Origin of the sequence: Paenibacillus andongensis (assembly GCF_025369935.1) — a bacterium.
Classification (GTDB): Bacteria; Bacillota; Bacilli; order Paenibacillales; family NBRC-103111; genus Paenibacillus_E; species Paenibacillus_E andongensis.
Window position 1 is genome coordinate 6,015,038 of sequence record NZ_CP104467.1, and the last position, 25,235, is coordinate 6,040,272.

Consider the following 25,235-nt stretch of genomic DNA (forward strand, 5'->3'; position numbering starts at 1 on the left):
CCTGATAAACTCATTCAAAGTCTAATTCAGTCAAAATCCCATTATTAGGTAATCTTTTCATCGGCTCTCCCAAATTTGCTCCAACTTTTTCACGAAATGAAGCGTCACTTTCGATTTTGCGAAGGAGTTCATGAGACACTAACAGCCGAATGTCCTGTTTATCCATTTTCAAATAAAATTGTATCCCATATCTTCGATATCCAAGCTCTTCTTTTAACATTTCCTCAAAAGGAACTGTTTCAGGCTTAACTTCAATGTCTTCAGGCAGATGCCCCTGGTAAGCCCGATAAGTGATCTCATTCGCCGTTAAACGTTCTATCTCAAGATGACCTTCCAACCCGGTATTATTGATATATCTCATAGCCAAAGTTTTGGGCCCACTCTGCTGTTCAAGGGGGAGGTGGAGAATGACAGAAGAAGTGGTATGTACCCATTCGACTTCATAACCAAGCTTTTCTGCGACAACGCGTAAAGGGACAAAGATTTCATCACCCGAAACAAACGCTTCCGGATGTTCCTCTAGGGTTTCACTTTTCACTTTAATTTTAATCTCATTGTACGCTGCGCTTATTACTTTAGGCGCCTCACTATGGGGAGGAAGTAGGACATTGGGATCTGACTCCTCGAAATCTAAACGGTTCGTTGTATCGATGACAATTTCCCTCTTATCCTCATTCCAGTCTGCCGAATACCAAAGTGACTCACTGAAAAAAGAAAAAGGAACATAAATGGAGTTGTTCGTTATGAACGACTTTTTCGAGTACCCTCTATCATGATGTTCAAAAAATATCCGGATCTCTCCCTGTCTATGGGCAAGAATACTCTCAGTGCGGGGAGGCATAGGTTGTTGTTTCTGAGTCCTATCTGAGAGCCACTGAGTCAGCTTTTCTGCTCTTTCCGTACTAAGAAGATGCGTATCGAATACACTAACGTAGGGTAAATCCCATCCACGGGAGTAAAATAGATAGGTTTCCCCAACTTCGATACCGGCACCGCATTGGTCCGAATCATCATTGGTCAAAACAAAGGCCGGAGACTGCCCCTTGAATACTTTATCTGATTCCACCACTGCCGCTTTCTGCGACGGATACACGTCATCTACGCTCGTGACTTTTGCCGTAAAGATCGCACTCGCTTCCAGAAAATCTTCCTCCAACGTTGTCGGCCCGCGGGAACAAGCATATGCCGTAGGCGTCACAAAGCTGATAAACAGACCCAGTAAGCAAACAAAACACAGCAATCCGTGAATCCTACCTCTCAAGAGCACACTCCCTCTCACCAAAAAATACTGCTCATTGAATTTACGCTTGTTACTGTAAAAAGTTGCCAATATACTTCATTGAAGTATAAAAAATTATTTTTCATACTTTCTAACAAAAGACGGACCACTATCACAATAAATGCAATAGTGATCCGTCTTTTATTCTACATCCCCTTACCATGCCTAACCCGCTCCGCAAGCACCGCAAGATCATGCCCTTTTAATGCACCTTCAATGAATTCCGGGAGCTTCTCAGGAGAACATCCGAAACAAGGAATGCCGTATTGAGCCAACTTTTTAGCAACAGCATCGTCATAAGAAGGCACGCCCTGATCAGATAAAGCGAGTAAGCAGATCGTCTTCACGCCCGCCTGATGCATGTCGACAAGCCTTTGAATCATCTCCGTCCGATTGCCGCCTTCATATAGATCCGATACCAAGATAAACAGCGTTTTCTTGGGCTCCGTGATAAAAGATTCGCAGTAAGCGATGGATTTGTTAATATCCGTTCCCCCGCCTAGTTGAATCCCAAACAGCATATCTACGGGATCTTCTGCACACTGCTCGCTTAAATCAACGACCTCGGTGTCAAAAGCAACCACGCGCGTGTCCAGAGCCGGCATACTGGCGAAAATCGAACCAATAATGGACGCGTATATGACGGAGCCCGCCATCGAACCGCTTTGGTCGATATCTAGGATTACCGTCCACTCTTTGCTCCGACGCGCTCGATCAAAAAAGTAGACTCGTTCGGGCAGCAATAGACCGCGCTCTTTGTCGTAGTGCTTGAGATATTTGCGGATGGTTGTGTTCCAATCCAGTCCTGTGGACGACGGCAGCGGCGAATGCTGCCTGCGATTCAAGGCACCAGTAACAGCTCGGCGCAGATCCTTCGAAAGCCGTTTCACAATTTCATCTCACATCGGCCCCGAATGGAAATCCATCCACTGATTTTGGTTTTACCAAGTCGATAAAACGACGATCCAAAGACCGCCGTTTTACTGAATTCTTACATTTGGAATACTACAGTTGGATTTGTTGTGATGTTATTTACACTTTCCTTGTACGTTCCACCATAAGTCATCCCGAAGGTATAGGTGCCGGACAATAATTCCTTGCTGATTTCGCCGCCGCTTGTATTGCCGATGGTCCACCAGCTTCCTGCATAATATTTCACAGTTCCGCCGTCGGCCAGATTGCCTTGGCTATTCTTCAGCTGCACCTTAACGTTAACCGTCTGGAATACGACCACTGCGGCCGTTCCTATATTTTGCACAATTTCCTTGTACGTTCCTTCATAAGTCATCCCGAAGGTATAGGAGCCGGACAATAATTCCTTGCTGATTTCGCCGCCGCTTGTATTGCCGATGGTCCGCCAGCTTCCTGCATAATATTTCACAGTTCCGCCGTCAATCAGATTCCCTTGGCTATCCTTCAGCTGTACCTTGACGTTAACCGTCTGGAATACGACTACTGCGCTAGTTCCTGTATTTTGCACAATCTCCTTGTACGTTCCTTCATATGTCATACCGAAGGTATAGGAGCCGGACAATAATTCCTTGCAGATTTCGCCGCCGCTTGTATTGCCGATGGTGCGCCAGCTGCCTGCGTAAAATTTCACAGTTCCGCCGTCAATCAGATTCCCTTGGCTATCCTTCAGCTGTACCTTGACGTTAACCGTCTGGAATACGACCACTGCATCAGTTCCAGTATTTTGCACCTTCTCCTTGTACGTTCCATCATAAGTCATCGCGAAAGTGTAGCTTTTATTCGGTAAAGATTTACTCACCGTTCCGGAAGCATCGGTTACGCCAAAATCCTTCCATCCTCCATCATAGTATTTGACTGTTCCGCCACTCAACGGATTTCCGTTGCTGTCTTTTAGCTGGATTTTTACAGCAGTTGTGGCAAAATAAAAACTAAGATTCTGAGGAAGCTCAACATTTCCCGCTTGATCCGTGGACTTATAGATCAAGGTATACTGGCCTTGCTTGTCAAACGTAACAGTCGACGTATAAAGCTGCCATGTCGTCCCGTTATCCAGACTGTACTCCGATTTCGCCACACCCGACAAGTTATCGGTGCCGGTCAATGTTACCGAGACCGGATTCACGTACGAGCCATTTGGTCCATCCGGCGCAGAAGGACTTACTGTAGCAACGGTCGTTGGCTTGGTATTGTCCACGAGTAGAGCCACGGTTGCCTCCGCACTCGTTCCCCCAAGCGTTGCAGTCGCTTTAAGATGAACGGTCCCCTCACCTGAAGCTGTCGCTGTCACAATCCCTTGTGCGTCCACCGTAGCTATCGCACGATCACTAGAGAAGTTAAGGCCTGCTGTACTGAGGTCAGCCTGCGATCCATCGCTCATAATGCCGATGACAGTCAAGGTCGACTGATCACCGCTCTTCATGATGGGTTTACTAGCAGTCAGCGTCACATGATCCAGCGTGATTACATTCACCTGCAGTTGGCCCTTTACGCCTGAACCGTCGGCCGCTGCAGCATTAACGGTAACCATACCGGTCTCCACGCCAGTCAAGATACCGGTCGCGGAATCGATCACCGCCTTGCCTGTTCCGTCTACGACGCTCCAAACGACCGCCTTATTCGTAGCGGTAACCGGCAGTATCGCCGCGATCATAGGTAGGGCAGCGCCTTTCAGTACGACAGCCGAAGGATTTCCCGTGACCATTACGCTTTGTACCGGCACGTTTGCCCCTATCCGAACAAATTTGATTCCATCTGCTAGTATAAAGTTACTAGTGGTAAACCCGTTTGTGATGACGACGCTTCCCGATGAACCCGCAAGAAAAGGGGAGCTGCCGATCTTGTTCCATTTGCCGCCGTTTATCGATTGATTCACCTTCACGACTGTGGAGCCTGTAGCCCCATTAATGGTGAATGGTGCATCCGTCGTTCCGGCCGTCGAATGATGCCACTCATACACATCATACATACCGCTTATCGGAATGAGTGGGGTGTAAATGGCGCTTGCATTGCCGCTCTTGCTCGCATTTAATGCGAAATCCCCTTTATTCGCACCGGTATTTGTTCTCGTATTATCCCAATTTGATCCTGTAAATTTGATGCCTGTCGCATCTGAATTGTCCATCGCGATCTCGACATTGTCCGGTATGAGATCGAACGACACGTTGTCGAATAAGACTTTCCCCAAGCCCGAAAGGATACCGGTCTTGATGGTGATCTCCATCGGCTGCGTTACGACGAACGTATTGGCATAATAAGCATATTGATCGGTCAGCGCGATCGGCGCCATCTGATGGTCGCTCACCCCGTCCCACACATTAAGCTCCGCCTGGACGTCCGACCCGCCGGACAGCTTCTTAATGTAAGCGGACAGCGAATACGTTCCTGGCTGAAGTACCGTAAATTTCTGAATGAGATCGGTTCGACCGCCGGATGCCCCTGCCGAATTGAACTCTGCCGAAGCCCCACCCTGATAAGGATTGTTTGTGTTCACATAGGCATTCGTCCCATATACACCTGAGCCCATGCTCCAGTTGTCAAATGTAACGGACGACGGTCCGCCAAGTGAGTCGCCCGATTTTGACTCAAAATTGCCATTTGCGAAAACAGGCGGCAGGTTGCCAGTCCGAACAAACTTTATCCCATCCGCCAGCATAAAGTTGCCTAAGGTAAAACCGTTAGTCAGGACAACGCTGCCCATTGAGCCCATATTGAAAGGGAAGCTGCCGATCTTGTTCCACTTATTTCCGTTCGTCGATTGATTCACCTTCACGATCGTAGAGCCCGCTCCGTGATTGATCGTAAACGGCGCATCCGTCGTACCACTAGTTGAATGATGCCACTCGTATACATCGTACATCCCAGCAATAGGAATGGACGGCGTGTAGATGACGCTTGATTTGCCTTCCTTGCTCGTATTCAGTGCGAAATCCCCTTTGTTTGCCCCGCTATTCGTTTTCGTATTGTCCCAGACGTTGGTGGTGCCGGTAAACGTCACTCCCGTCGCATCTGAATTGTCCATCGCGATCTCGACATCCGGTACGGGATCAAATGATACGTTGTCGAACACCACTTTTCCTGCACCTGACAGAATGCCAATATTGACGGTGATGTCCATCGGTTGCGTCACGGTATACATCTTTGCATAATAAGCGTACTGGCCGCTAAGGGTCACTGGAGCTAATTGATGGTCGCTGTTCCCAGCCCAAATGTTCAGCTCGGGTTGAACGTCCGTTCCGCCCTCCAACTTCTTGATATATGCGGAGAGCACATAGGTGCCCGGCTTCGTGATGGTAAACGTCTGGTACATGTAAGTTCGATTGCCCGCTGCTCCCGCCGAATTAAACTCCACAGCATTCACGCCCTGAAACGGGCTTGTTTTGTTCACATAGGCATTTGTACCGTAAAAGCCTGCGCCCATGCCCCAATTATCGATGGTAATAGCAGCTGGCCCTCCGATCGGATCACCCGACAGCTTCTCGATATCTCCGTTACGGATGATTGTAAGCGGCACATCCCCCGTAACACTGCCGATAGCAAGCGGCTCGCTGCTGACGACAAAGACCGTATTCTTCTTCACCATTTTGCCGTTGGAATCTACCGATATTGGGTTTCCATAATTATCAACTACACGAATGATTTTATTACTATTAGTCACGATGATGTTGAGCAACTGGCTTTTCGCAGACAGAATGCTGAGATAATTTCCATCTGTTCGATGCAAATAATGATTAACCGTCAGATAACCCTCTCCAGGGAATCCAGAATAAGATCCTACATACTGATCTACCTTTCTAATCTCATTTTGCATAATAGCGGTTGTCTGAAAAACTTCTGTTGGAGACTGTGAGTACCGTGTTACGAATGTATCTGCATTAGGAACACCCATCGTGAAAAATTTTGAGAATCCCGATGCCATGAATTCCATATACCTCTGCACCATTTCATATAACTTCGATGGCAAGGAGGCATTAGTAGCATCCATAGGAAAGTACTCGCCTTGCCACAACTTTAAATTCGGATGTGTGATTTTAGCCTGAGCATAATCGCCTAGTACATCCGTAATTTGAGCAATCCCCTGATAGCCATGTACATTATAGATGTCATAGTATCCAACATAAGTTTCTTTCAAGGCATCTCTCATCATTTGGCGATCGGCAACCATGGAGAAACCGCTCGTTGTTACATACAGTTCCAAATTATTTCCCGTTTCCGTCAAATACTCTGCCTTTACCTTTTGAGCCTGTTCATGAGCAATCTTCAGCATCAGAAAATATTGTTCCGTTGTCCCCGAGAAAGATGCTGGAGAGGACGGAGGATGGAAGTTCACCTCATTTACGATTTCGTAGTATTTTACTTTGCCCGCGTATCGTTTCATCGTCTGATAAACGTAATTGGTCCAATCTGCACCTGTTCCGGGGATCCCATTCTGATCTTGAATATCTTTGGAAACCCAGCGCTCCGGCGAGTATTGGTAACTTGACTGAAAACCTGCAGGTGGTATCTCGCTAAAAGGCGGCCTTGCTGATGCCCAGTTCGAAGGATAACCCATTACGGCCAGTACATCTATGCCAGCATCAGTTGCAGCTTTTACATATTGATCCGTATGCTCCCAAGTAAAATGCCCCTTCGTCGGCTCAATTTTATTCCATTGAAAAATCTTTGCATCATCCCAAGTACGAGTTGCGCTTGTATTGATCTTCTTCCATGGCGAAATATCGTAGCTGTAGCTGGAGTGTGTCCCGTAATAATCAGCATAGACACCATCGGTAACTGTTGTGTCGTTCGTTGGTACTTTGGAAATTGCACTTCGATAAACGATGGCGTCCATGGAAGTTGAGCTTACCGTTGCTTCTAAGTACCACAAACCTACTAATCCGTTTAACTGCGGTAACGTCAGCTCCTCCATCCGATAGGTGCCGTCCGCCGGGACAGTAACGGTCTTCTGTTCGGTAAACGAATTACCGTATGGATCGGTCGCTTTAATATTAACGGAGTAGAGTTTATCCGTATTTCCATAATTAACTGTCATCACAGGATAAACGGCTGCTTCATTACGGTAGAAAACCTCTTTCTCACTTCGGAATGCAGGTTTGACAACGCTGTACTGAGAGGATGTATGCCAGGGGGTAATATATTTCTCCGATTGAATGGGCTGCCCCAGTGTGGCATCCGCCAGCAGAGCCGTGTCCACACCATGGGTAAAGGTGCTAGTGCTATGCTCCAATTCATTAGCCGCTAGCGCCCGAGTGGAAATTTTCACATTGGTAATGTTATAAGGGGCTCCCCTCTCTATCATAAATTCATAGGGCATGAATTTCTCCATCACGGCATTAACCGTGGTCGGCTGGCTGGTTAGCAAGACACCGTCCTTGTAGATGGCTGTGTAACCGCCAGCGCCCATTTTCCATGTAAAAGCAAGGTTAAAGGGCTGGCCGATGACATAGTCCAGCTGGTTCGGCTGCGCGTAAGCATTCGCTTCGTCGGTGGCCACCCCATTTCTCACGAAAAATCTAAGCGGCTGATCGTATGTCGACCCCGTCGGCCTTGCTTCGAGTTTTGGGATAAGGGCACTCATTAAAGTGAATCCCGGACCACTCTGTTCGGGAATCAATCGAAATAAGAAGTCATACTCGCTTCCAAAATCCGAATAGGGCTTATCAATACGCGCTGTCAGCTCAATTGTCCCTTCACTCGGGTTGATGATGCCCGGAGCGAAATCGCGGTACCATGTTGCAGTATTGGTGAAGTTGTCCGTTTCACCGTCTGCGGAAGCTGATGGTACGACCATCAAACACGCAGCAAGTAAGGTAGCAGATATAAGAAACATCATACATATCGATATTTTGAGCAAGCGGTATCTTCCAACTAAATCCGGAAATATTCTATACGCCATACCTACACCTCCAATAAATTGTTGTCTCTACTGAATCCAGCATAATACACCCGCTCTCAAGCTTTTTCTTTCTGCTGCGGTTCTTCAATCCCACAAGAATTCAATAAACCACCTCGTTTGTTAGCGCTTACATTTTAAGTTTTACCGAGATGCAAGTGTTGCCAAATCTTTTTAGAAAACCTAGAATCCATTCATTTAATCCGAGATACACCTCCATTCTCAAGTGGTATGGTACTCATTATAAGGAAATGCACGAAGCTTGCACAACAGGACAGAAACGCGATATGTCCGACAAAAATACGGAACTATCCCATTGGTTCTTCCTATGACGTTGCATCTGTATTGATGATTACGAGTACGAGGGTGACTTTGGGATAGCTAGCATCTGAGGCTTAAGTTTCGCTACTGCTCGACAACCTGATCCTGGCTGGCTAAAAAACTGCAGACCACATTCCTCACCATAATGAACCTGGATTCGTTGATTTACACTTTTCACGCCATAACCGCGAGTTTCTATTTCTAAAACCCCCTTCAATTGCTCTTCTGTCATTCCGATACCATCATCACTTACCTCCAAATATACATATTTTTCCTGTTGATATGCCCTAACCGTGATGATACCCGCCTTACCTGGTTTAGGTCTAATACCATGAATGACAGCGTTCTCAACTAAAGGCTGCAGAATCATCTTGATAATCACAACGCCCGCAATCCCCTCTTCGATATCGGTCTCAAACCGGATTGCTCCGCGATAACGATAATTGATAATGTGCATATAACGGCTGACCTCTTCTACTTCCTCGGACAGTCTTATATGCTCTTTGCCCTCGTTTAGGCTGAGCCGAAGAAACTTGGCCAGGGATTCCGTAATTTCTGCAATTTCCTTCGCATCAATGCGTAGGGCACTCCATTGGATGATATCAAGCGTGTTGTATAGAAAATGTGGATTGATCTGCGCATACAGCAGCTTCATCTCTGTCTCCTGCTTGCTAATTTTCACCTGATACACTTCTTCTATTAATGCTTTGGTCGTCATACTCATCTGGTTAAAAGAACGCTGCAATCGAGCATACTCATCATTACCACGAATATTTGTTTCCGTTTCAAATTGTCCTACATCGGCAAGTTTAATTAAACGAATAAGCTTCTTTAGGCGCTTAGTAATAGAGCCTGAAATGAAAAAAGCAGTAATAATGGCAAGAATCGAAACGAATGCAGCCAAGGCGAACATGAAATTTTGAATGGATCTACTATTCATGCCCAGATGCTGCTCGGTCATCAGTAGAGAAATATTCCAGTCCAACCCGCTCAACTTGCTATTGACTGCATAATAAGTACCTAAACCGGGACCGAAATGGGTGATCCCTTCCTGACGGGTGGGCAACGAGGACAAAAACTGCTGTTCCAACTTGACATCACCCAAGGGGAGATGCTTGACTCCGATCCTTACACCACCTGTGTGCACTAACGTTTCTGCTCCATCAGGAAGCCTTAGATCGTTAAGAATATCCCAAATGAACTTCGAATCAAGCTCAATCATCACATAACCAAGTATTTGTTGGATATGGTTGATATCGTGAATTTCTTTAATAAAGAGCACCTCGTCTGCTTGTGCTAATTGTAAGTGCTGAATCACATCAGCATGAAACCAGGCTTGCTTCTTGCTCTCATTCAGCAATGGCTTTATTGCAGAATCCTTTTCAAGCTCCCCTATGCTGAAAAAATTCGGATTTGCTGATAGGAATGCCGGATTGCCCTTCATAAAAAAGCTCACCTTAAGTACATTTCTTTTCCCTTCATAATTGGTAACATTTTTATTGAGCACATTGAAGAAATCGATAACTTCGGCCGAAGTCAGTTGACGTTCGGCTACAGTTTGCAATACCTTTTGAATATCATAATTACTTTGCGCCAAATCTGCGATATCATAACCCACGTCAAGTCCAAATGCTACATTCTTCTCCGCTTGCTTAAGCGCTTCTAGATACGCGTTTCCGGTTTGCTCCACAACCGACTTGTGAATCGTTGTATAGGTGAAATAAACCAGCAAGAAAACCGGAACAATGATCAGAATTAAATAGGAGAAGACTAGTTTCGTGCGCAAATTGAGATTGTAATAGAACCCGCTCAGTACATCCGCTAATTTTCTCATCAGCCACGCTCCCGAAATTGTACAGGAATAACACCCACCAACTTTTTAAATATTTTCGTAAAATAATAAGTATCTTGATACCCGACTAGATTAGCTACTTCGTATATTTTAATTGCGGGATCACGTAGTAACTCCTGAGCCTTCTCAAGTCTCACCATCGTGATATATTCATTAATCGTTTGACCCGTTTCTTTTTTAAATAACCCCTGAAGATGGCCAGATGACATATATACCTCTTCCGCAAGTTGTTGAATCGTTAGGTTTTGATTGTAGCTCTTCCGTATAATCGCCTCAACACTGCGAATTACTTTACGCGATTTATTGTTGCGCGATTCATTGACGATTTGTTCGATGTGAAGAAACTTTTCGAATACAAATGTCTCTATCTCGGTGCTGCTCTGCATCATTCTAAATTGCTGCAGTGAATCCTGCATCTCTTTGACCGCTTCATGTCCGATGATGGCAGCTGCAGAACGAAAAGCTTTGATAAGAAGCTCACTGCAAAGGATGGCCAGAATCAGTATACTGTCCATTTTGTAGAGCCGAATGGAAGCAAAAAACTGCTTTAACTCGTCGATTAGTGTTTCAGTCAATCCGCTGCCGGTCAGCTTAACGATACGTTCTCTTAAATCTACAATGATCGTAAGCTCTGCAGGTGCAGTACTGTCCACATAATAATGGCTGATATCGTCCTTAAGCCGTTTATACTCGCGTTCCTTTTCCATTCTACCGATTACTTTGCCAACAACCTGCATCATCTCTTCACGATTGAAAGGCTTTAGCAAATAATCAATTGCATCCAATTTTATCGAGGCTTTCACATATTGGATATCTTGATGTGCACTAATCATAATGACCATGAGATCAGGGAATTCGATTTTCAGCGCCTCTACAAGCTTAATACCATCCATGCCTGGCATGACAACATCGGTTATGACTAAATCCGGAACGATCGTCCGAGCGATTCTCAAGGCTTCTGCACCATCCTCGGCTTCACCGGCAATTATAATTCCCAAACTTTTCCAGTCAATTAAATCCCTTAAACCTTCTCTGGTAATATAATCATCATCGACAAGCAGTAATTTGTGCATAAATCAACCTCCAATGATTAGCTTGAGGTGCTAATAAAACAATACACTAGATTGACCATCAGATATAGCTAAAATTATCGCAAAAAAGTATAGAGAGGCACACGCCCCCCTATACTTTCAAATCCACGTCCGCTTATTTTTTGGTAAGATTGTTATAAAGTGCTTTGCCAGTTTTCGTAAACCAATCCTGGGAGGCATTGATGACTTCCTGTCTGCCGTTTGCATCCGCTTTTTTGAAATATTCATCTATTGCACTGATGGGGAGCGCCCCATTAATGATCTTGGATACATACTCATTACGTAGATCCATCAGCGCTCTGCCTTTGGATAGCTCCGCATCCGTCTGCGGTCTATAGTAATTAATATTGAACACAATATCATGGGGTCCAGCTGCCACATAGGAATTCATGTCTGGATTGAGGCCTGCAAGTATCGCATTGGGCAGCCAGATTTCTGGAGTCGTCCACATTCTATAATATAATTTATAAATAATTTGATCATAAATGGGTTTGATAGGTACTAAATTACCGCTTGCATCCTTATTGTAATGAACGCCTTCCTTACCATAGTTGATGAATAATTGCAAATCTTTGTCCTTCAGATATGTATTCAGTAAATCAATCGCTTCATTTTTATTTTTTGCATTCTTCGGAACCATATAATAGTTGGATACTGGTGCTGGAATGATATAGCCCTTTTGCCCGTCTTTCCCCTCAATTGGCGGCATATACATGAGCTTGGCATTCGGGTCTGTTTTGACCAACGCAGGACGGAACCCATTAGGCTCATAATAGCCAAAGTATCCAGAAGCTGCTTTACCTGATGATATTTTCTCCGCAACCTGCTGCGATTTGTTGAACAAATATTCGTTGTCTATAAGCCCTTCTTTGTACAGCTTAGCCAAGTACGTGAGCATATCTTTTAAATAGGCATCTTGTGCATCTATCAACTTTCCGTCTTTGACAATGAACGGCACAGCAAGGTTGTTTAAGCCGGATAAACCAAATGCACCTGTAATTACATCTAAACCGTCCAATGGATTCCCATTGTTTCCAGCAGAAGCTACATATGGAATTGTACCTTTGCCACTTGGATCCTTATCCTTGATTGTTTTTAGAAACGTATACAAGTCATCGAGATTTTTCGGAGCCGACAAGCCTAGCTTATCCACCCAATCCTGTCTAACCAAGAAACCGCTTCCTAAATCCTGGTCTTTATATTTTTGAAAAGGTGAAGCCGGTATGGCAAGCTTTGCCCCGTCTAAGGTTACAGCAGCCCATGCGTTGTCAGTTACGTGCTTTTCAATCTCACTGCCAAACTGTTTGACCAGAGGTTCAACGGGTGTGAGCGCACCTTGTGCACTGAATCTCTTGAAGATCGTCAAATCATTCGTATAAATAAGATCGTATACATCACCTGATGCAAACATCAAATTGTATTTATCAAGCTGGCTTGCTGCTGGAATAATTGTCCACTCTACATTTTTATAGCCTGTTTTCTCTTTAATTGCGTTTAAAAACTGGTTATCACTTTCACTTGCGCCTTGTTCGAATCCTTTGACTCCACTATTGCTTGGAACTGCAATGCGAATTTTAGCGTCTTTATCAAGCTTAGGCGTTGCAACAGCATTCGTCTCTTTATCTGTAGCTGTAGTACCTTTCTCTCCTGTTGTCTCTTTTGTTTGGCTGCAAGCGGTAAGTAACACCAGTGTAAGCGCTAACAAAACAGATACAACCTTTGTGTAAGTGAAACCCCTTTTCATTTTTCATTCCCCCAATTAACGATTATTGTTTAACAGCGCCTAGCGTCAATCCAGCTACAAAATATTTTTGCAAGAAAGGATATACAAGCAAGATTGGCAACGAGGAGATAAAGATCGCAGTAGCTCTGAACGTTTCTGAGGCAATATGGGCAAGTACCTCCGAATTATCTGTACCATTCTGGGTGGCGGCAGAAATGACATTTTGCAAAAATAAGGGTAAAACCATGACATTCTTTTTTGTTAGATACATGAGCGGGTCCATGTAACTGTTCCAAATACTAACGGCCGAAAAAATCGCGATAGTTGCAAGTATTGGTTTAGATAAAGGGAACATGATACGAAACAGCACGGTTAGATTGCCAGCTCCGTCTATTCTTGCCGATTCTTCTAGGCTAGACGGTAGCGATTCAAAATAGTTGCGAATCAGAATTAGGTTAAACACACTTACCATACCTGGAATAACAAGCACGAGTAAATTATTCATTAAGCCAGTTTCCTTATAGATCAAATAGGTTGGAACCAAGCCGCCATTAAACATCATCGTAAGCACATACATGATATTGATCATCTTGTGTCCAGGTAATTGCTTTCTGGAAATGGCATACCCAACACACGCGGTAAAAAACACTTGCACCAACGTGCCTACAATTGTGACGAATAGGCTGTTTCGGAAAGCAGTGCGAAAATCAATTGCTGAAATTAAAGCTTTATAAGCATCGAAGTGAAAACCCTTCGGCCATAAGCTAACCTGTCCGCTAATTACATAGGTCTCGTCACTAACCGATTTCGCAAATAAGGTGACATAGGGCAGTAAACATATTAAACTTATTGCGATTAATAAGCAGTAATTAAAGATGGTAAATACCTTTTCTCCATGAGACATTCTTTTGTCGAACATGGGTTGAATCCCTCTTTTCAGCTACCAGATTCCACGGTTGGAGTATTTGCTGCTGACCTTGTTCGCAATGATCAACAATATGAAGCCAATAACGGAAGTAAACATCCCGACAGCAGTTGTATAGCTGTAGCTGGCATTAAGTATGCCTTCTCTGTACACAAAGGTACCAATAACATCGCCCACTTTATAGACAAGTGGATTATAGAATAACAATACTTGCTCTGTATCGCTACCCAACATTTGAGATATGCGAAGTATGATAATGAATACGATTGTACTTGCGATTCCGGGAAGTGTAATATGCCAGATTTGCTTCAGTTTTCCGGCTCCATCGACTTCAGCTGCTGCATAAAGTTCCGGATCAATCGAGGTAAGAGCCGCTAGATAAATAATAGCACTCCACCCTGTTTCCTTCCATGCGGTTGAGGTTACCAGCACGCTGCGGAAAAACCGCTCATCTCCGAGAAACTGAATCGGCGATATGCCGAGAGAGCGAAGCAGCGAGTTGACAATCCCCGTGCTTGGCGACAATATATCGACGAAAATCCCAGCGATCACAACCCATGAAAGAAAGTGAGGAAGATAGGTCAGTGTCTGTGTTATTCGCTTCACAAACCCTTTCCTCACCTCATTGAGCAGCAATGCCAATATAATGGGCAGCGGAAATTGAAAAATCAATTTGTACAAATTGATTAAAAGTGTATTACCCAGAACACTCAAAAATTTCGGGTCTGAGAAAAGCACCCTAAAATTATCTAATCCCACCCATTTGCTAGCCATAAAGCCATCGAAAACTTTATAATTTTTAAAAGCGAGTGCTACTCCAACCATAGGGACGTAGCTGTAAACTAGCAAAACCAGCAAAGGAATTGCTATGAGCATATAGAGATCCCAATGTTGAATGATTCTTTTCGACAGGTTATTCTTTTTACTAGGTGCCAATCCCATATCCATAGCTCCTAGCATGTGCTGTTCTGTTATCCTTGCCAAGGTACACCTCAATTCTCCTCTGGTATATCTTAATTATATGGATATACCGTAAGCCCTAGCAACCAGACAAGAACGAGAAATCTATGACAATCATGCGGAGTTATGATGTGGAGGCATGGTATGGTATATACGATTACGATGGCACTATAGGAAATAGTAGTGACTCTTATCCTTGTCCAGCAAGGAATACCGTTGAAAATGCTGATAATGCGCGTTGTACAACTGCCCATTCTTAGCTGGCGAGTAGGTCAAATACAGCTGTTTACGGCTGTGCTCTGATGTATTCACACCGCTCTGATGCGGTGTAAAAGAGTGAAACAGAATCATATCACCAGGATTGGTTTCCACAATCTCCCCAGTTTTGAGATCAATTTCAGCCATCTCTTTGGCATTCATGCCTCGTAATTCTCCTATATCGGAACGAAGGTGATGATGGTAACCCGGGAATAGTTCAAGCCCGCCATTAACCACTGTCGCTCCGTCTATGGCCACCATCACACTGATAAGTCCTTCTATTGAAAAACCCTGCCACCAAGCAGCATCCTGATGCATCGCATAACCATTTGCTCCAGGCAGCTTAAAAATCAATTTATCTTTAAACAATAGCGGTTCATCCAAATAAATATCACGCAAGGGTGCCAAAATACGTTCATCTCGAACCAAATTATCAAATACCGCGGAAATGTCATGGACGGGATCTAAACGCTCGATCTTAACTTCTCCGTTCGCATAACGCTTATGTCCTGCTCGGATATTATGGATATCCGTATATTGACTGAGTGTGAGCAGCTTATCACATTCTACTTGCAGCACCTTAGCCTCCTGTTCGCTAAATACATTACGCAGAACGAGATACCCTTTGTCCTTGTAGCTCTGAATTTGCTCATTAGAAAGAATGTTTATCCTTTTCATCCCCTAATCCCCTTTACATTTTTTTTTGGAAATCATATAATTACTTCACTTAAATGATTCCTCATTTCTCATGATACTCCTGATTATTTTCAATTAACATACATTCCTTTTTTATATTTTATATACTTTTTTGCATTACATAATAGAAAGTAGAGAGCTGCTATGAACAAAATCCGCCTCACAAGGTGTTATTATACGGCGCATAGAAAAGAATTTTCACTGGAGGAAGATGTTTATGAAGGATGGGTCATTCTTGCCGTGGAGTCCGGTCGATTTCAATTCTCTCTCGAAGAAGAAACAGCGGTACTTAAAGAGCCTGTGTATAACGAAGCTGGATTTGGTGATCTCGTTATTTGCCCTCCTCATGTCGTCTTAACAAGAAAGGTTCTAGAGCCTGTCTCTTTTCATTTCATTGAATTTACAATGGATGGAGAATATGCCAAAGGCAAAGTTCTCATCAGAGACTTTCAACGCCTTTCTTCAACATTCAGCTACCTCAGACAAATCGCCGAGGAACCCTTAGAAGACCATCATGAATTTGCAAACCATTTAATTAATGATCTACTGCTTGTGAGTGCCAGAGAACAGAAATTAGCTGAACAACAGTCCCAAGATAAACAAGACCCTCTCACCGTTCAGGCCATGGCTTATCTAAATCAGCACGCATTTGGAGCGAAATTAAGCATGCAGCTCTTGGCTGAAAAACTTGGCATCAGTAATTCTCAACTATCCCGCCGGTTTCAAGCTGCATACAGATACTCGCCAATTGAGTACGTAACCTTACTTCGACTCCAGAGAGCAAAGTCCTTACTTATCGACACTGACCATACAATCGATCATATCGCTGAGCAATGCGGATACCAAAACGGCTTTTATCTAAGTCGGATTTTCACTGCCAAACTAAAAATAAGCCCTTCGGCTTACCGAAGAACTTATCGATTTTAAAAAATACTGTTACCATTTTCAATACTTACCGAAATGTAGCTCGAGCAGATTTTTTATTTAAGTTGTTTATACTCATACTAAAGGACAAATTTCTACAACAGTGTTCTCGGATCTAGATCGTTCTGCTGCAAAGCCGATTTGGTGGCCATAAATCGATTTCTCCAGAGCTGTCGAAGACAGAGAAGGTTTTTCTCCCCGTAAAGTACGAACAAAATCTGCAACCAACCGCAAATCACCGCCACCATGCATGTCAGCTGCTACATTAAGCTCGATACGTTCTTCCTTGTATACATGACCCGACCTTGTATCCGGTTGCCTAACCAAGAAGTAACCATCTTCCATCGTGCCGGAAATTTCGCCTTTGGTCCCCGTGATATGAATCGTCCGGCACGGCTTGGAGGTGGCGCCTGTTAGATTGTGCGATGCCGTACTTCCGTCCTCGAATTCGATGATGACCGTTTGATGATCGACAACATCGTTATCGCAGCGCCATACGCAGCGTCCGTATGGATTGGATGTTCGCAACGATTCAATTTTTTCTTCGTGGGTAGGGACTGTACCTAGATGCATATTGTCCCATGCATAATTGCCCCACAACTCTTGTTCCATATACATTTTCTTGGCGGAATACGTACACGTGGCTTCAATCGGACAATCAACAAGACACCTTGTACCAGCGCCTTCCGGGGCCTTCTCCTCCCGAAACTGGAATAATCCGCCAAAACTGCTAACCTTCTTCGGTCGTATACTGCCTTTCATCCAAGAAATCATATCTAAGTCATGGCAGCATTTTGCTAAGAGCATAGAAGAATCACAGTTCGCTATACTATTCCATTTTCCTCGTACGAAAGAAGTCGCCATATGGTGGTAGCTGACATTTTCCTCTGTCTGAATGGCGACGATATCTCCGATGATTCCGCTTTCGATCTGCTTGCGGATTTCCAAATAAAAAGGTGCATAACGCATGACATGACAAATCATCACGGTACGATTATAGAAGTTCGCTGCTTCGTACAGTTCAAATACTTCCGTTTCACTTACGCCAATCGGCTTCTCTAACAGAACATCGTATCCCGCCTTCAAAAGTGGCAACGTTGTCTCCAGATGGAACCGATCCATCGTTCCATTAATAGCGGCATCCGCTAATTGGGGATGAACAACAAGATTCTCAACGGATGCAAAGCAATTTTCCGTAGAAATACCAAAGCGTTCTGCTGTTAATCGCCGGCGTTCTAGATTCGGCTCAACAACACCAACGATTTGTAATTCATCTGGATGCTCTAAAGCATAGGAAGCATAAATCAGACTGCGGTTTCCTGCACCGATAATGACAGCCTTAATAGGCTGATCTTCGGACTTAAAGGATGGATCCACTTTTTTATGCATGCTCACGATCTTACCTCCATTTAAACGTGATAGATATGCGGATTTTGACGGCGGCATTCTTCCATTACCCACATCTGCTGCCGTACTTGCTGCGGTGTGATTTCCAATGCAGCGCCATCACATAAAGTACGATAAAGCATCAAATACAATTTCTCCGTCATATCGTCAAACGCCGACTTGCCCTCTGGGATCGATACATCCCAGCTTTCGGAGCTCCAAGTTAATGTCTCTCTACAGTAAGCTGGCATTCCATCACTGTCGAATAGCGGTTCTTTCGTTAACTGTTGATCCGGCGCTTCCTCCGGTTTGAAATATTTCCATTCAAGTTGCCCCGCAGTTCCGTGGAGACCGCCATTCGTACCTTGAATATTAAATTGTTCATGAGGAAAAGCAGAGCACGATGAGATTTCAAGATCAATAGTCGGATGGCCTTGTTTTCTAAGTATTAGCTTCACATAATCTTCCGCATCACCAAATGTATTCGTGCGATCCATGATACACATTACTTGAGGTAATACATCCGTTCCGAACAATTGCAGCGCTTGATCCAACGGGTGCGGTCCTGTGTTCATTAGGTTACCGCCATTGTTGCTTTGCAGCGTTTGCCAATCCCAACGACGAGCGAAGCCGTTCAAGGAGAAATCAATCTGAACGATACGGCCTAGTACGCCGGAATTAATTACTTTTTGAATCTGGACAAATGCAGGCTGATAACGGGATTGCTGAAATACTGCCAATATTTTACCAGATTGTTCCGAAGCTTCAATCAGTTGATCCACTTCTTCCACTGATTTCGCTAGCGGTTTTTCACAAAGCACATGAAACCCCTTATTTAACAACTCCAAAGTGATTGGGAAATGCAAGTGGCTTGGGGATGCGTTGACGACCAAATCCAGCTCCTCGTTCGCAACCATTTCCTCCCATGTATCATAGGCTTTGCAGCCATACTCCTGTTCCGCACGTTTCTGACGTTCTGCAATCGAATCGGCTACTGCGACAATCTGATAATATTCCTTAATTTGTACAAGCAAATTACCATGAATGTCGCGACCGCTGCGACCTTGTCCAATAATCCCAACCTTCAGTACCGTTTGACTCATAAATGGTACACCTCTTCTCGTGTCAATTTACAGATTTATTGCCGAAAGTTTTTTTATATTCCGTAGGTGTGATTCCGCAACGTTTCTTGAAGGTTCGGATAAAATGGCTCAGATGATGGAATCCAACCTGAAACCCGATCTGTGTAATCGTATGCGTATCGCGACGGATGAGCTCCATCGCCCTCTCGATTCGTACTTCAGTGACGAAATCAACAAACGTTTGTCCCGTTTCTTTTTTAAACTGATGGCTGAAATAAGCTGGCGCCATATTCGCTATGAATGCCCCATGCTCCATCGGAATATCTTGACTAAAGTTATCATAAATGTATCGTTTCACATCATCGATTGGATGTTTGTCCGCAAGAGCTGGTTGTTTAGCAGGCTTCCTCTTCGCCTTTCGGTATTCACGGTCAATGAGGATCAGCAGCTTGGCTAAATTAAGCAGGATCGAATGTTCGAATCCAACTTCACGATGCTCAAATTCATCCTGAATATCCTGAAGAAGCTGCTCGACGAAAATCTGCTTACTTTTCCCGAAATGAAGCCAAGATTGGTGTATGAAAGGAATCTTATAGTCCTCATCGGAATGCTGAAGTAAAGGATTTAGCGTATCAGAGAAAGGCTTTAATTGATCCTGTACTAGATGATGTATAAAATCGACAAGCACCACTTCGAACTCTTTATCCTCGATTGCACTCAGACTGTGCCTGGTATTGGGAGCTATAATGAAAATATCGCCTCTGCTTACTGTAAGCGACTTTCCGCGCAATTGATGATTGCATACCCCGCGTAGGACATAAGCGATCTGAACATAATCGTGACTATGCATAGGCTGCTTCAGCAGACTGCTAGAGTAACGCAAGATTTTAAAAGGAAACGCTTTATTAAGCTGATCCTTACTTTGATAAAAGGGTATTTCCCCTTCCATCCCCATATTACAACCACCTACAATCATGTCATTATGATGGACTCATCAGCTTCTTCACAAATTGAAAATCGTGTGCCAATCGTTCATAAGCAGGAAATGGGGCATGGCACTCCAAAGTCACCCAACCGGCATAGCCCGTTTCGAGAAGAGCTTCAAACAGCGGCTGATGATCAGCCTCCCCTTCGCCAAGACGGCATTGAAGAAATATCTCTTCACCTCGGTGGGTCGTATTGATAAACGTGCCCGGAACGCCAACTTCACTGACACGCAGCTCATCCTTAACATGCACATGAAATAAATGCTTGCCCAATTTCAATACGGAATCGCGGCCGTAATCGGTGTCAGTTATATACATATTTCCCGCATCATGGATCATGCCAATATTATCGTAAGCGATTAGGTCAAGTAGACGCAAGCTGCTTTCTACGGTTTCAATGAGTGATTGATTATGAATTTCCATAATAATATTGATTTGATGTGCCTGCGCTTCTTCCGCACAACGATTGAGCCAGTAAGCCGCCTTAACGTAGTGGTAATCATGTGCCATAAAGGCATTTGGACCCCCTGGTGAGACACGAACCATCGAGGCACTTAGCTGATTTGCAATGTCAAGCAGCCTTTGAAATTCTTCGAACGTCCGTTCGGATTCTATATCGCTTGCCGTAGAAAACCCACCTGTATAGGTGGCCAAGACAGGAATCTCGAGCTCCAAGTGTTCGGACAGTGCTTTCATTTCTTTGATCCGCGGTTGGCTGATTGCTGAGGATAGATGGTGTTCGCGGACGGCAATTTCAATACCATCCATGCCTAGCTGTTTGGATAACAGCATCGCCTCTTGAATGCTATGCTCCAAAAATACGCCACTAAATGCAGCAAATTTCATTCTTTTTCCTCCCTCAAGAAGACTTGTTTGCCCAACTTAAATGTTCGTTCCAACCGAATTCGGCTTCCTTCTCTACGGAACAGTACTAAATCGGCCGGTGCTCCTGGAGTTAAGCCTGCAGCTGAAGGTAGCTTCATAAAACGGGACGTTCTTACTGAAGCCATGTCCCAAGCATCCGCTAATTCTGAAAGCTCCCGGTTCGTAACATGCTCAATGCCCTTGAGCAGCATTTGCGCCGATCCAGCTAAGAGGTGCTCGTCTTCAGCAAGATGCAACTTGCCCTCTGACGTTAAAACGACGGAACCGCCTATGTGCGTTGTGTAAGTACCCGCCGGCAGTCCGCTTAAGGAAACCGCATCACTTACCAGCATAGCTTGGGTACCTTTCACTTTAAACACAACCTTCAATACCTGATCAGGCAAGTGAAAACCATCAGCGATCACACAGCTCCACAACCGATCCTGAGCCAATTGCTCCCAGATATAATTAGGATGGCGAGGCATCATCAGATGAGCACCGTTACCAAGATGAGTTGACATCCGAGCACCCGCTTCCACCGCTTCACCTATTTGTTCCGGTGTCGCGGATGTGTGTCCAATCGAAACGGTTACACCATTTTCTGTACATTTGGCGATAAATGGAGCGCTGTTCGGCCATTCTGGTGACAGCGTGATAATACGGATTCGTCCACCGGCTGCTTCCTGCCAACGGTTAAACAACTCCCAATCCGGAGGCCTAACATGATCGTAATTATGGGCTCCACGAGCACCGTCATTCGGCGAAATGAACGGACCCTCTAGATGGATGCCGGCAATTCCTTGATCTGCAACTGGATCATGTTTGCATGCTAATGCTATCGATTCCAAAGCTTCTTGAATGGCTTGAACACTGTTTGTAATGACCGTTGGAAAGCAGGAAGTCACCCCTTCCTGCCAAAGCTTGCGAATCACTTCACTAACCATCTGGTCAGGATACGGCACTTGATTAAAATCATGACTTGCATAACCATTAATCTGCAGATCGACTAGTCCTGGAGCGACAATAGCCAACTTTGACGATTCTGAGTACTCCGATCTGATCGACTCAATGCTCCGAATAACCCCTTGTTCTATGCAGATCGAGATAGGCTCACCCGTTGCATAATGAATAGCTTCGAAGTTCATGCCTTTAATTCCCATAAGAATCCCTATCTACGTAAAGAGTACAATCCGGATGTTGCCGCAATATCGTAGACGGACATTCCGTTGAGATGGATCCGTTAAGCGTACGCTCAACCGCCTTACGTTTCGTAGGCCCAGGGACTACGCAGAACAAATGGGATCCAGAGAACAAAGTCGGGATAGTCAGTGTAAGCGCATGAGTGGGGACTTCATCGAAGGAAGAGAAACAACCGTCATTCACCTGCTGCTGCTTGCAAGCGTCATCCAGTTCAACCACTTTGATAACCTTCTGATCATTAAAGTCAGCGACTGGTGGATCATTGAATGCGATATGCCCGTTCTCACCGATTCCAAGACACACGATATCGATGGGTGCCTGACGAAGCAGTTCTCCGTAACGGTGGCATTCTTCCTCGCTCTCATTCGAGCTGTCAATCAGATGCACTTTACCCGGCTTTACTTGATCAAACAGACGCTCACTGAGAAAACGGCTGAACTTTTGCGCCGCATTTATCGGCAAACCGTTATATTCATCCATATGGAACGCTGTAATTCGGGCCCAGTCAATCGATTCATCCTCCGACAAATAGGTCAAAAGCTCATTTTGTGACGGTGCCGCTGCAAAAATGATTCGAATGCCCTGTTTTATGGACAGCAATTGCTTGATCCTTGCAGCAACTTCAGCGCCTGCAGCAGCCCCTAATGCACGACGATCGTTAAATACTTTAACCTTCAAAGAATCTACCGTTTGTTTATAGGCAATTGGTATTTCATTCATATTTCCATACTCCTCTCGATCATCCGAATAACTATGCGAAAGAGATCCTTCAGGATGCTATACTTCCATAATGAGCTGAACACCTTTGGCCGAGCTTTCATAGATGGCTTCAACCAATTGCACGGCCCTTAATCCGTCCTCGCCAGTAACGAGAGGTTGTATGCCGCTTTCGATTGATGCTATCACATCAATAAACTGGCTTTGATGAAAATCAGAAACAATACTGCGTGGATCAGAAATCCCTCCGTATATTCTCGCTTGGGTCCAGTTGGGCTCGCTAATGCCTGGAACAGTCCAGTGAACAATGGAAGAACCCTCCAACTTAATAGTCCCTTTTTCCCCATAGAGATTAAGGGTTGCCGGGAACCCTGGTTGGATGTTGGTTGAAGCCATAATCGTGCCGAAAGCACCGTTTTTGAATTGCAAAATTGCTAGCCCCAAGTCTTCCGCTTCGATTTGATGCGTTTGAGTGGCTATTTTACCAAAGACCGTATGAATCTCTCCGGCAAACCAAAGCAACAGATCCAACACGTGTATACCTTGATTCATAAGAACGCCACCATCCTCGGCAATCGTCCCCCGCCAATCGGCTGCGTCATAATAGGCTTGCGTACGAGAAAATGACAATGATGCCTCCACGAGTAGAAGTCTGCCAATTGCTCCTTCATCTAACACACGTTTGACTGCTTGATGCTGGGCTTCAAAGCGCCGTTGGGAGATAACAGACAGTGTAACCCCTCGTTCTTTCGCCGTGCGTACTAGTTTTGAAGCATCATGTGTATTCATCGCAATCGGTTTTTCCAGCACTAGATGCTTTCTAGCGTTCAAAACATCTAGCCCAATGCGGGCATGACTTCCGCTTGAAGTCGTCACACAGACGATATCTACATCCGGACTATGGATCAACTCTTGATAATCAGTCGTCCAAACACAATTCTCCTGCTTCGCAACCGCTTTCACTCTTGCTTCATTGCGGCTGGAAACAAAGGTTAAGCTTGCATCCTCGATCTCGCGGATGGCCTCAATATGAAAGTCAGCGACGGATCCGCATCCAATAATGCCAAATCTCCACGTTTTCATTTTGCTATACCTCACTTAGTAGCGAACGCAGCGCATCGAGCGTCATACGAGTTCCGGTCATCTGACTGCCGCCCTCAGGAATGTAATGCGTTTCGATCGTGAAGAGTCCATCGTATCCGTCTGCCAACAATGCTTTGAGATGTGGAATCACAGGCACGCTGCCTGAACCAAGTGGCACACAACGTGCTGTTCCGTCTGCAGTTACATAAGAGTCTTTAAGGTGAACATGAGCCAAAACGTCCTTCATGAATTCGTAACCTGCGGGAAATGCTTCACGACCACCGTATGCCTCGTTGCCCGGATCCCATAAACCCCTTAAAGCGGGCGAATCGACACTGCGCACAATTTCAGCCACTTCTTCCGCAAAGCCGCCATTGCAGGAAGGCTCATTCTCGAGCAAAAGCTGTATACCTTCACTCCGGGCTTCTTGAGCAGCTTGCCGCAACTGATGGACAATATCTTCCCTATAAAGCTGCGGTTCCGCTTCACGCCAAAACGAAAAAATACGAACCCGTGTTGTGCCAAGCAGCTTAGCAAGCTGAGTCGCGCGATTCAGCTTAACAAAGTGTGCCTCAACGCTCTCTTCTTTCTGACCGAAAGTATCTCCGGCGGCAATCGGTCTGCTTGGATCCAGCGCACATTTAAACAAGGGGGAAGCGATAGCCGAAATGAATAACCCGCGGGTTTTCACCTGACGCCTCACTTCGATGGCTTGATCGTCAGTAAGAGTGACAACATTCTGTCCGTTAATGACACGAACTTCTACATGCTTTAAATCCTGTTCGACTGCCCAATCCAACGCTTCTTCGAAATTTGCTGAGACCTCATCCGTCAAGACACCTAATCGTTCCAATATCAAGATTTATATCCCACCATTCTTTATGCTCTAACCACAGTACTTAGCCTTCTTGTTACTTGATTCTTATCATATCAATTAAGTTTTGTGAAAAGTTGACGTTTTTTTCGAAGTATATTTACATTTTTTAAGCAATACACTCCGTCCTTCGGACAAATCCTTATTTGTCA

At 44.8% G+C, this 25,235-nt stretch carries 17 protein-coding genes and 1 pseudogene; 1 reads left to right on the forward strand and 17 read right to left on the reverse strand.

The annotated features are described in order from the left end of the window. Positions 1–10 precede the first annotated feature (10 nt). From NYR53_RS26965 to NYR53_RS27005, 9 genes and pseudogenes are all read right to left on the reverse strand, one after another. Complete coding sequence (locus NYR53_RS26965) at positions 11–1,261, reverse strand: stalk domain-containing protein (RefSeq protein ID WP_261302177.1); 1,251 nt, start codon at positions 1,259–1,261, stop codon at positions 11–13. A gap of 164 nt (positions 1,262–1,425) precedes the next feature. Next, positions 1,426–2,178 (reverse strand): annotated as a pseudogene (locus NYR53_RS26970) (VWA domain-containing protein); the annotation flags it as partial. A 92-nt stretch (positions 2,179–2,270) separates the two neighbouring features. Continuing rightward, positions 2,271–8,144, reverse strand: coding sequence for a golvesin C-terminal-like domain-containing protein (locus NYR53_RS26975; protein WP_261302178.1), 5,874 nt, complete (start codon positions 8,142–8,144; stop codon positions 2,271–2,273). Positions 8,145–8,493: 349 nt separating this feature from the next. Next, a complete protein-coding gene (locus NYR53_RS26980; RefSeq protein WP_261302179.1) occupies positions 8,494–10,296 on the reverse strand; it encodes a sensor histidine kinase in 1,803 nt (600 codons plus the stop codon). Then, a complete protein-coding gene (locus NYR53_RS26985; RefSeq protein WP_261302180.1) occupies positions 10,296–11,387 on the reverse strand; it encodes a response regulator transcription factor in 1,092 nt (363 codons plus the stop codon). Before NYR53_RS26985 ends, NYR53_RS26980 begins: the two co-directional genes overlap by 1 nt. Before the next feature lie 133 nt (positions 11,388–11,520). Then, positions 11,521–13,149: an extracellular solute-binding protein gene (locus tag NYR53_RS26990; protein ID WP_261302181.1), complete on the reverse strand. Its 1,629-nt coding sequence runs from the start codon at positions 13,147–13,149 to the stop codon at positions 11,521–11,523. 22 nt (positions 13,150–13,171) lie between these two features. After that, positions 13,172–14,047: a carbohydrate ABC transporter permease gene (locus tag NYR53_RS26995; protein ID WP_261302182.1), complete on the reverse strand. Its 876-nt coding sequence runs from the start codon at positions 14,045–14,047 to the stop codon at positions 13,172–13,174. A 21-nt stretch (positions 14,048–14,068) separates the two neighbouring features. Then, the gene (locus tag NYR53_RS27000; RefSeq protein ID WP_261302183.1) at positions 14,069–14,995 is read right to left on the reverse strand and encodes an ABC transporter permease; all 927 of its coding nucleotides are present in this window, start codon (positions 14,993–14,995) and stop codon (positions 14,069–14,071) included. Positions 14,996–15,181: 186 nt separating this feature from the next. Beyond that, complete coding sequence (locus NYR53_RS27005) at positions 15,182–15,949, reverse strand: phytanoyl-CoA dioxygenase family protein (RefSeq protein ID WP_261302184.1); 768 nt, start codon at positions 15,947–15,949, stop codon at positions 15,182–15,184. Between the two features lie 162 nt (positions 15,950–16,111). Between NYR53_RS27005 and NYR53_RS27010 the strand changes: the two genes are divergently transcribed. Next, positions 16,112–16,894 carry a helix-turn-helix domain-containing protein gene (locus NYR53_RS27010; protein WP_261302185.1) on the forward strand — a complete coding sequence of 261 codons (783 nt, stop codon included), beginning with the start codon at positions 16,112–16,114 and terminating at the stop codon, positions 16,892–16,894. A gap of 72 nt (positions 16,895–16,966) precedes the next feature. Here NYR53_RS27010 and NYR53_RS27015 read toward each other — a convergent pair whose 3' ends face one another. From NYR53_RS27015 to NYR53_RS27050, 8 genes are read right to left on the reverse strand one after another with little or no spacing between them, the layout of a single operon-like run. Then, positions 16,967–18,280 carry a Gfo/Idh/MocA family protein gene (locus NYR53_RS27015; RefSeq protein ID WP_261306536.1) on the reverse strand — a complete coding sequence of 438 codons (1,314 nt, stop codon included), beginning with the start codon at positions 18,278–18,280 and terminating at the stop codon, positions 16,967–16,969. A gap of 20 nt (positions 18,281–18,300) precedes the next feature. Continuing rightward, positions 18,301–19,380: a Gfo/Idh/MocA family protein gene (locus NYR53_RS27020; protein ID WP_261302186.1), complete on the reverse strand. Its 1,080-nt coding sequence runs from the start codon at positions 19,378–19,380 to the stop codon at positions 18,301–18,303. A gap of 22 nt (positions 19,381–19,402) precedes the next feature. After that, the gene (locus NYR53_RS27025) at positions 19,403–20,314 is read right to left on the reverse strand and encodes an AraC family transcriptional regulator (protein WP_261302187.1); all 912 of its coding nucleotides are present in this window, start codon (positions 20,312–20,314) and stop codon (positions 19,403–19,405) included. 25 nt (positions 20,315–20,339) lie between these two features. Continuing rightward, the gene (locus NYR53_RS27030) at positions 20,340–21,191 is read right to left on the reverse strand and encodes a sugar phosphate isomerase/epimerase family protein (protein WP_261302188.1); all 852 of its coding nucleotides are present in this window, start codon (positions 21,189–21,191) and stop codon (positions 20,340–20,342) included. Continuing rightward, positions 21,188–22,369 (reverse strand): N-acetylglucosamine-6-phosphate deacetylase, encoded by a 1,182-nt coding sequence (locus tag NYR53_RS27035; RefSeq protein WP_261302189.1) that lies wholly within the window; start codon positions 22,367–22,369, stop codon positions 21,188–21,190. Before NYR53_RS27035 ends, NYR53_RS27030 begins: the two co-directional genes overlap by 4 nt. Continuing rightward, on the reverse strand, positions 22,359–23,129 hold the full coding sequence (locus NYR53_RS27040) for a glucosamine-6-phosphate deaminase (protein ID WP_261302190.1): 771 nt from the start codon (positions 23,127–23,129) through the stop codon (positions 22,359–22,361). The genes NYR53_RS27035 and NYR53_RS27040 overlap by 11 nt, the downstream gene beginning before the upstream one ends. A 57-nt stretch (positions 23,130–23,186) precedes the next feature. Next, positions 23,187–24,209 (reverse strand): Gfo/Idh/MocA family protein, encoded by a 1,023-nt coding sequence (locus NYR53_RS27045; RefSeq protein WP_261302191.1) that lies wholly within the window; start codon positions 24,207–24,209, stop codon positions 23,187–23,189. A 4-nt stretch (positions 24,210–24,213) separates the two neighbouring features. Further along, positions 24,214–25,068 (reverse strand): sugar phosphate isomerase/epimerase family protein, encoded by an 855-nt coding sequence (locus NYR53_RS27050; protein WP_261302192.1) that lies wholly within the window; start codon positions 25,066–25,068, stop codon positions 24,214–24,216. Positions 25,069–25,235 lie beyond the last annotated feature (167 nt).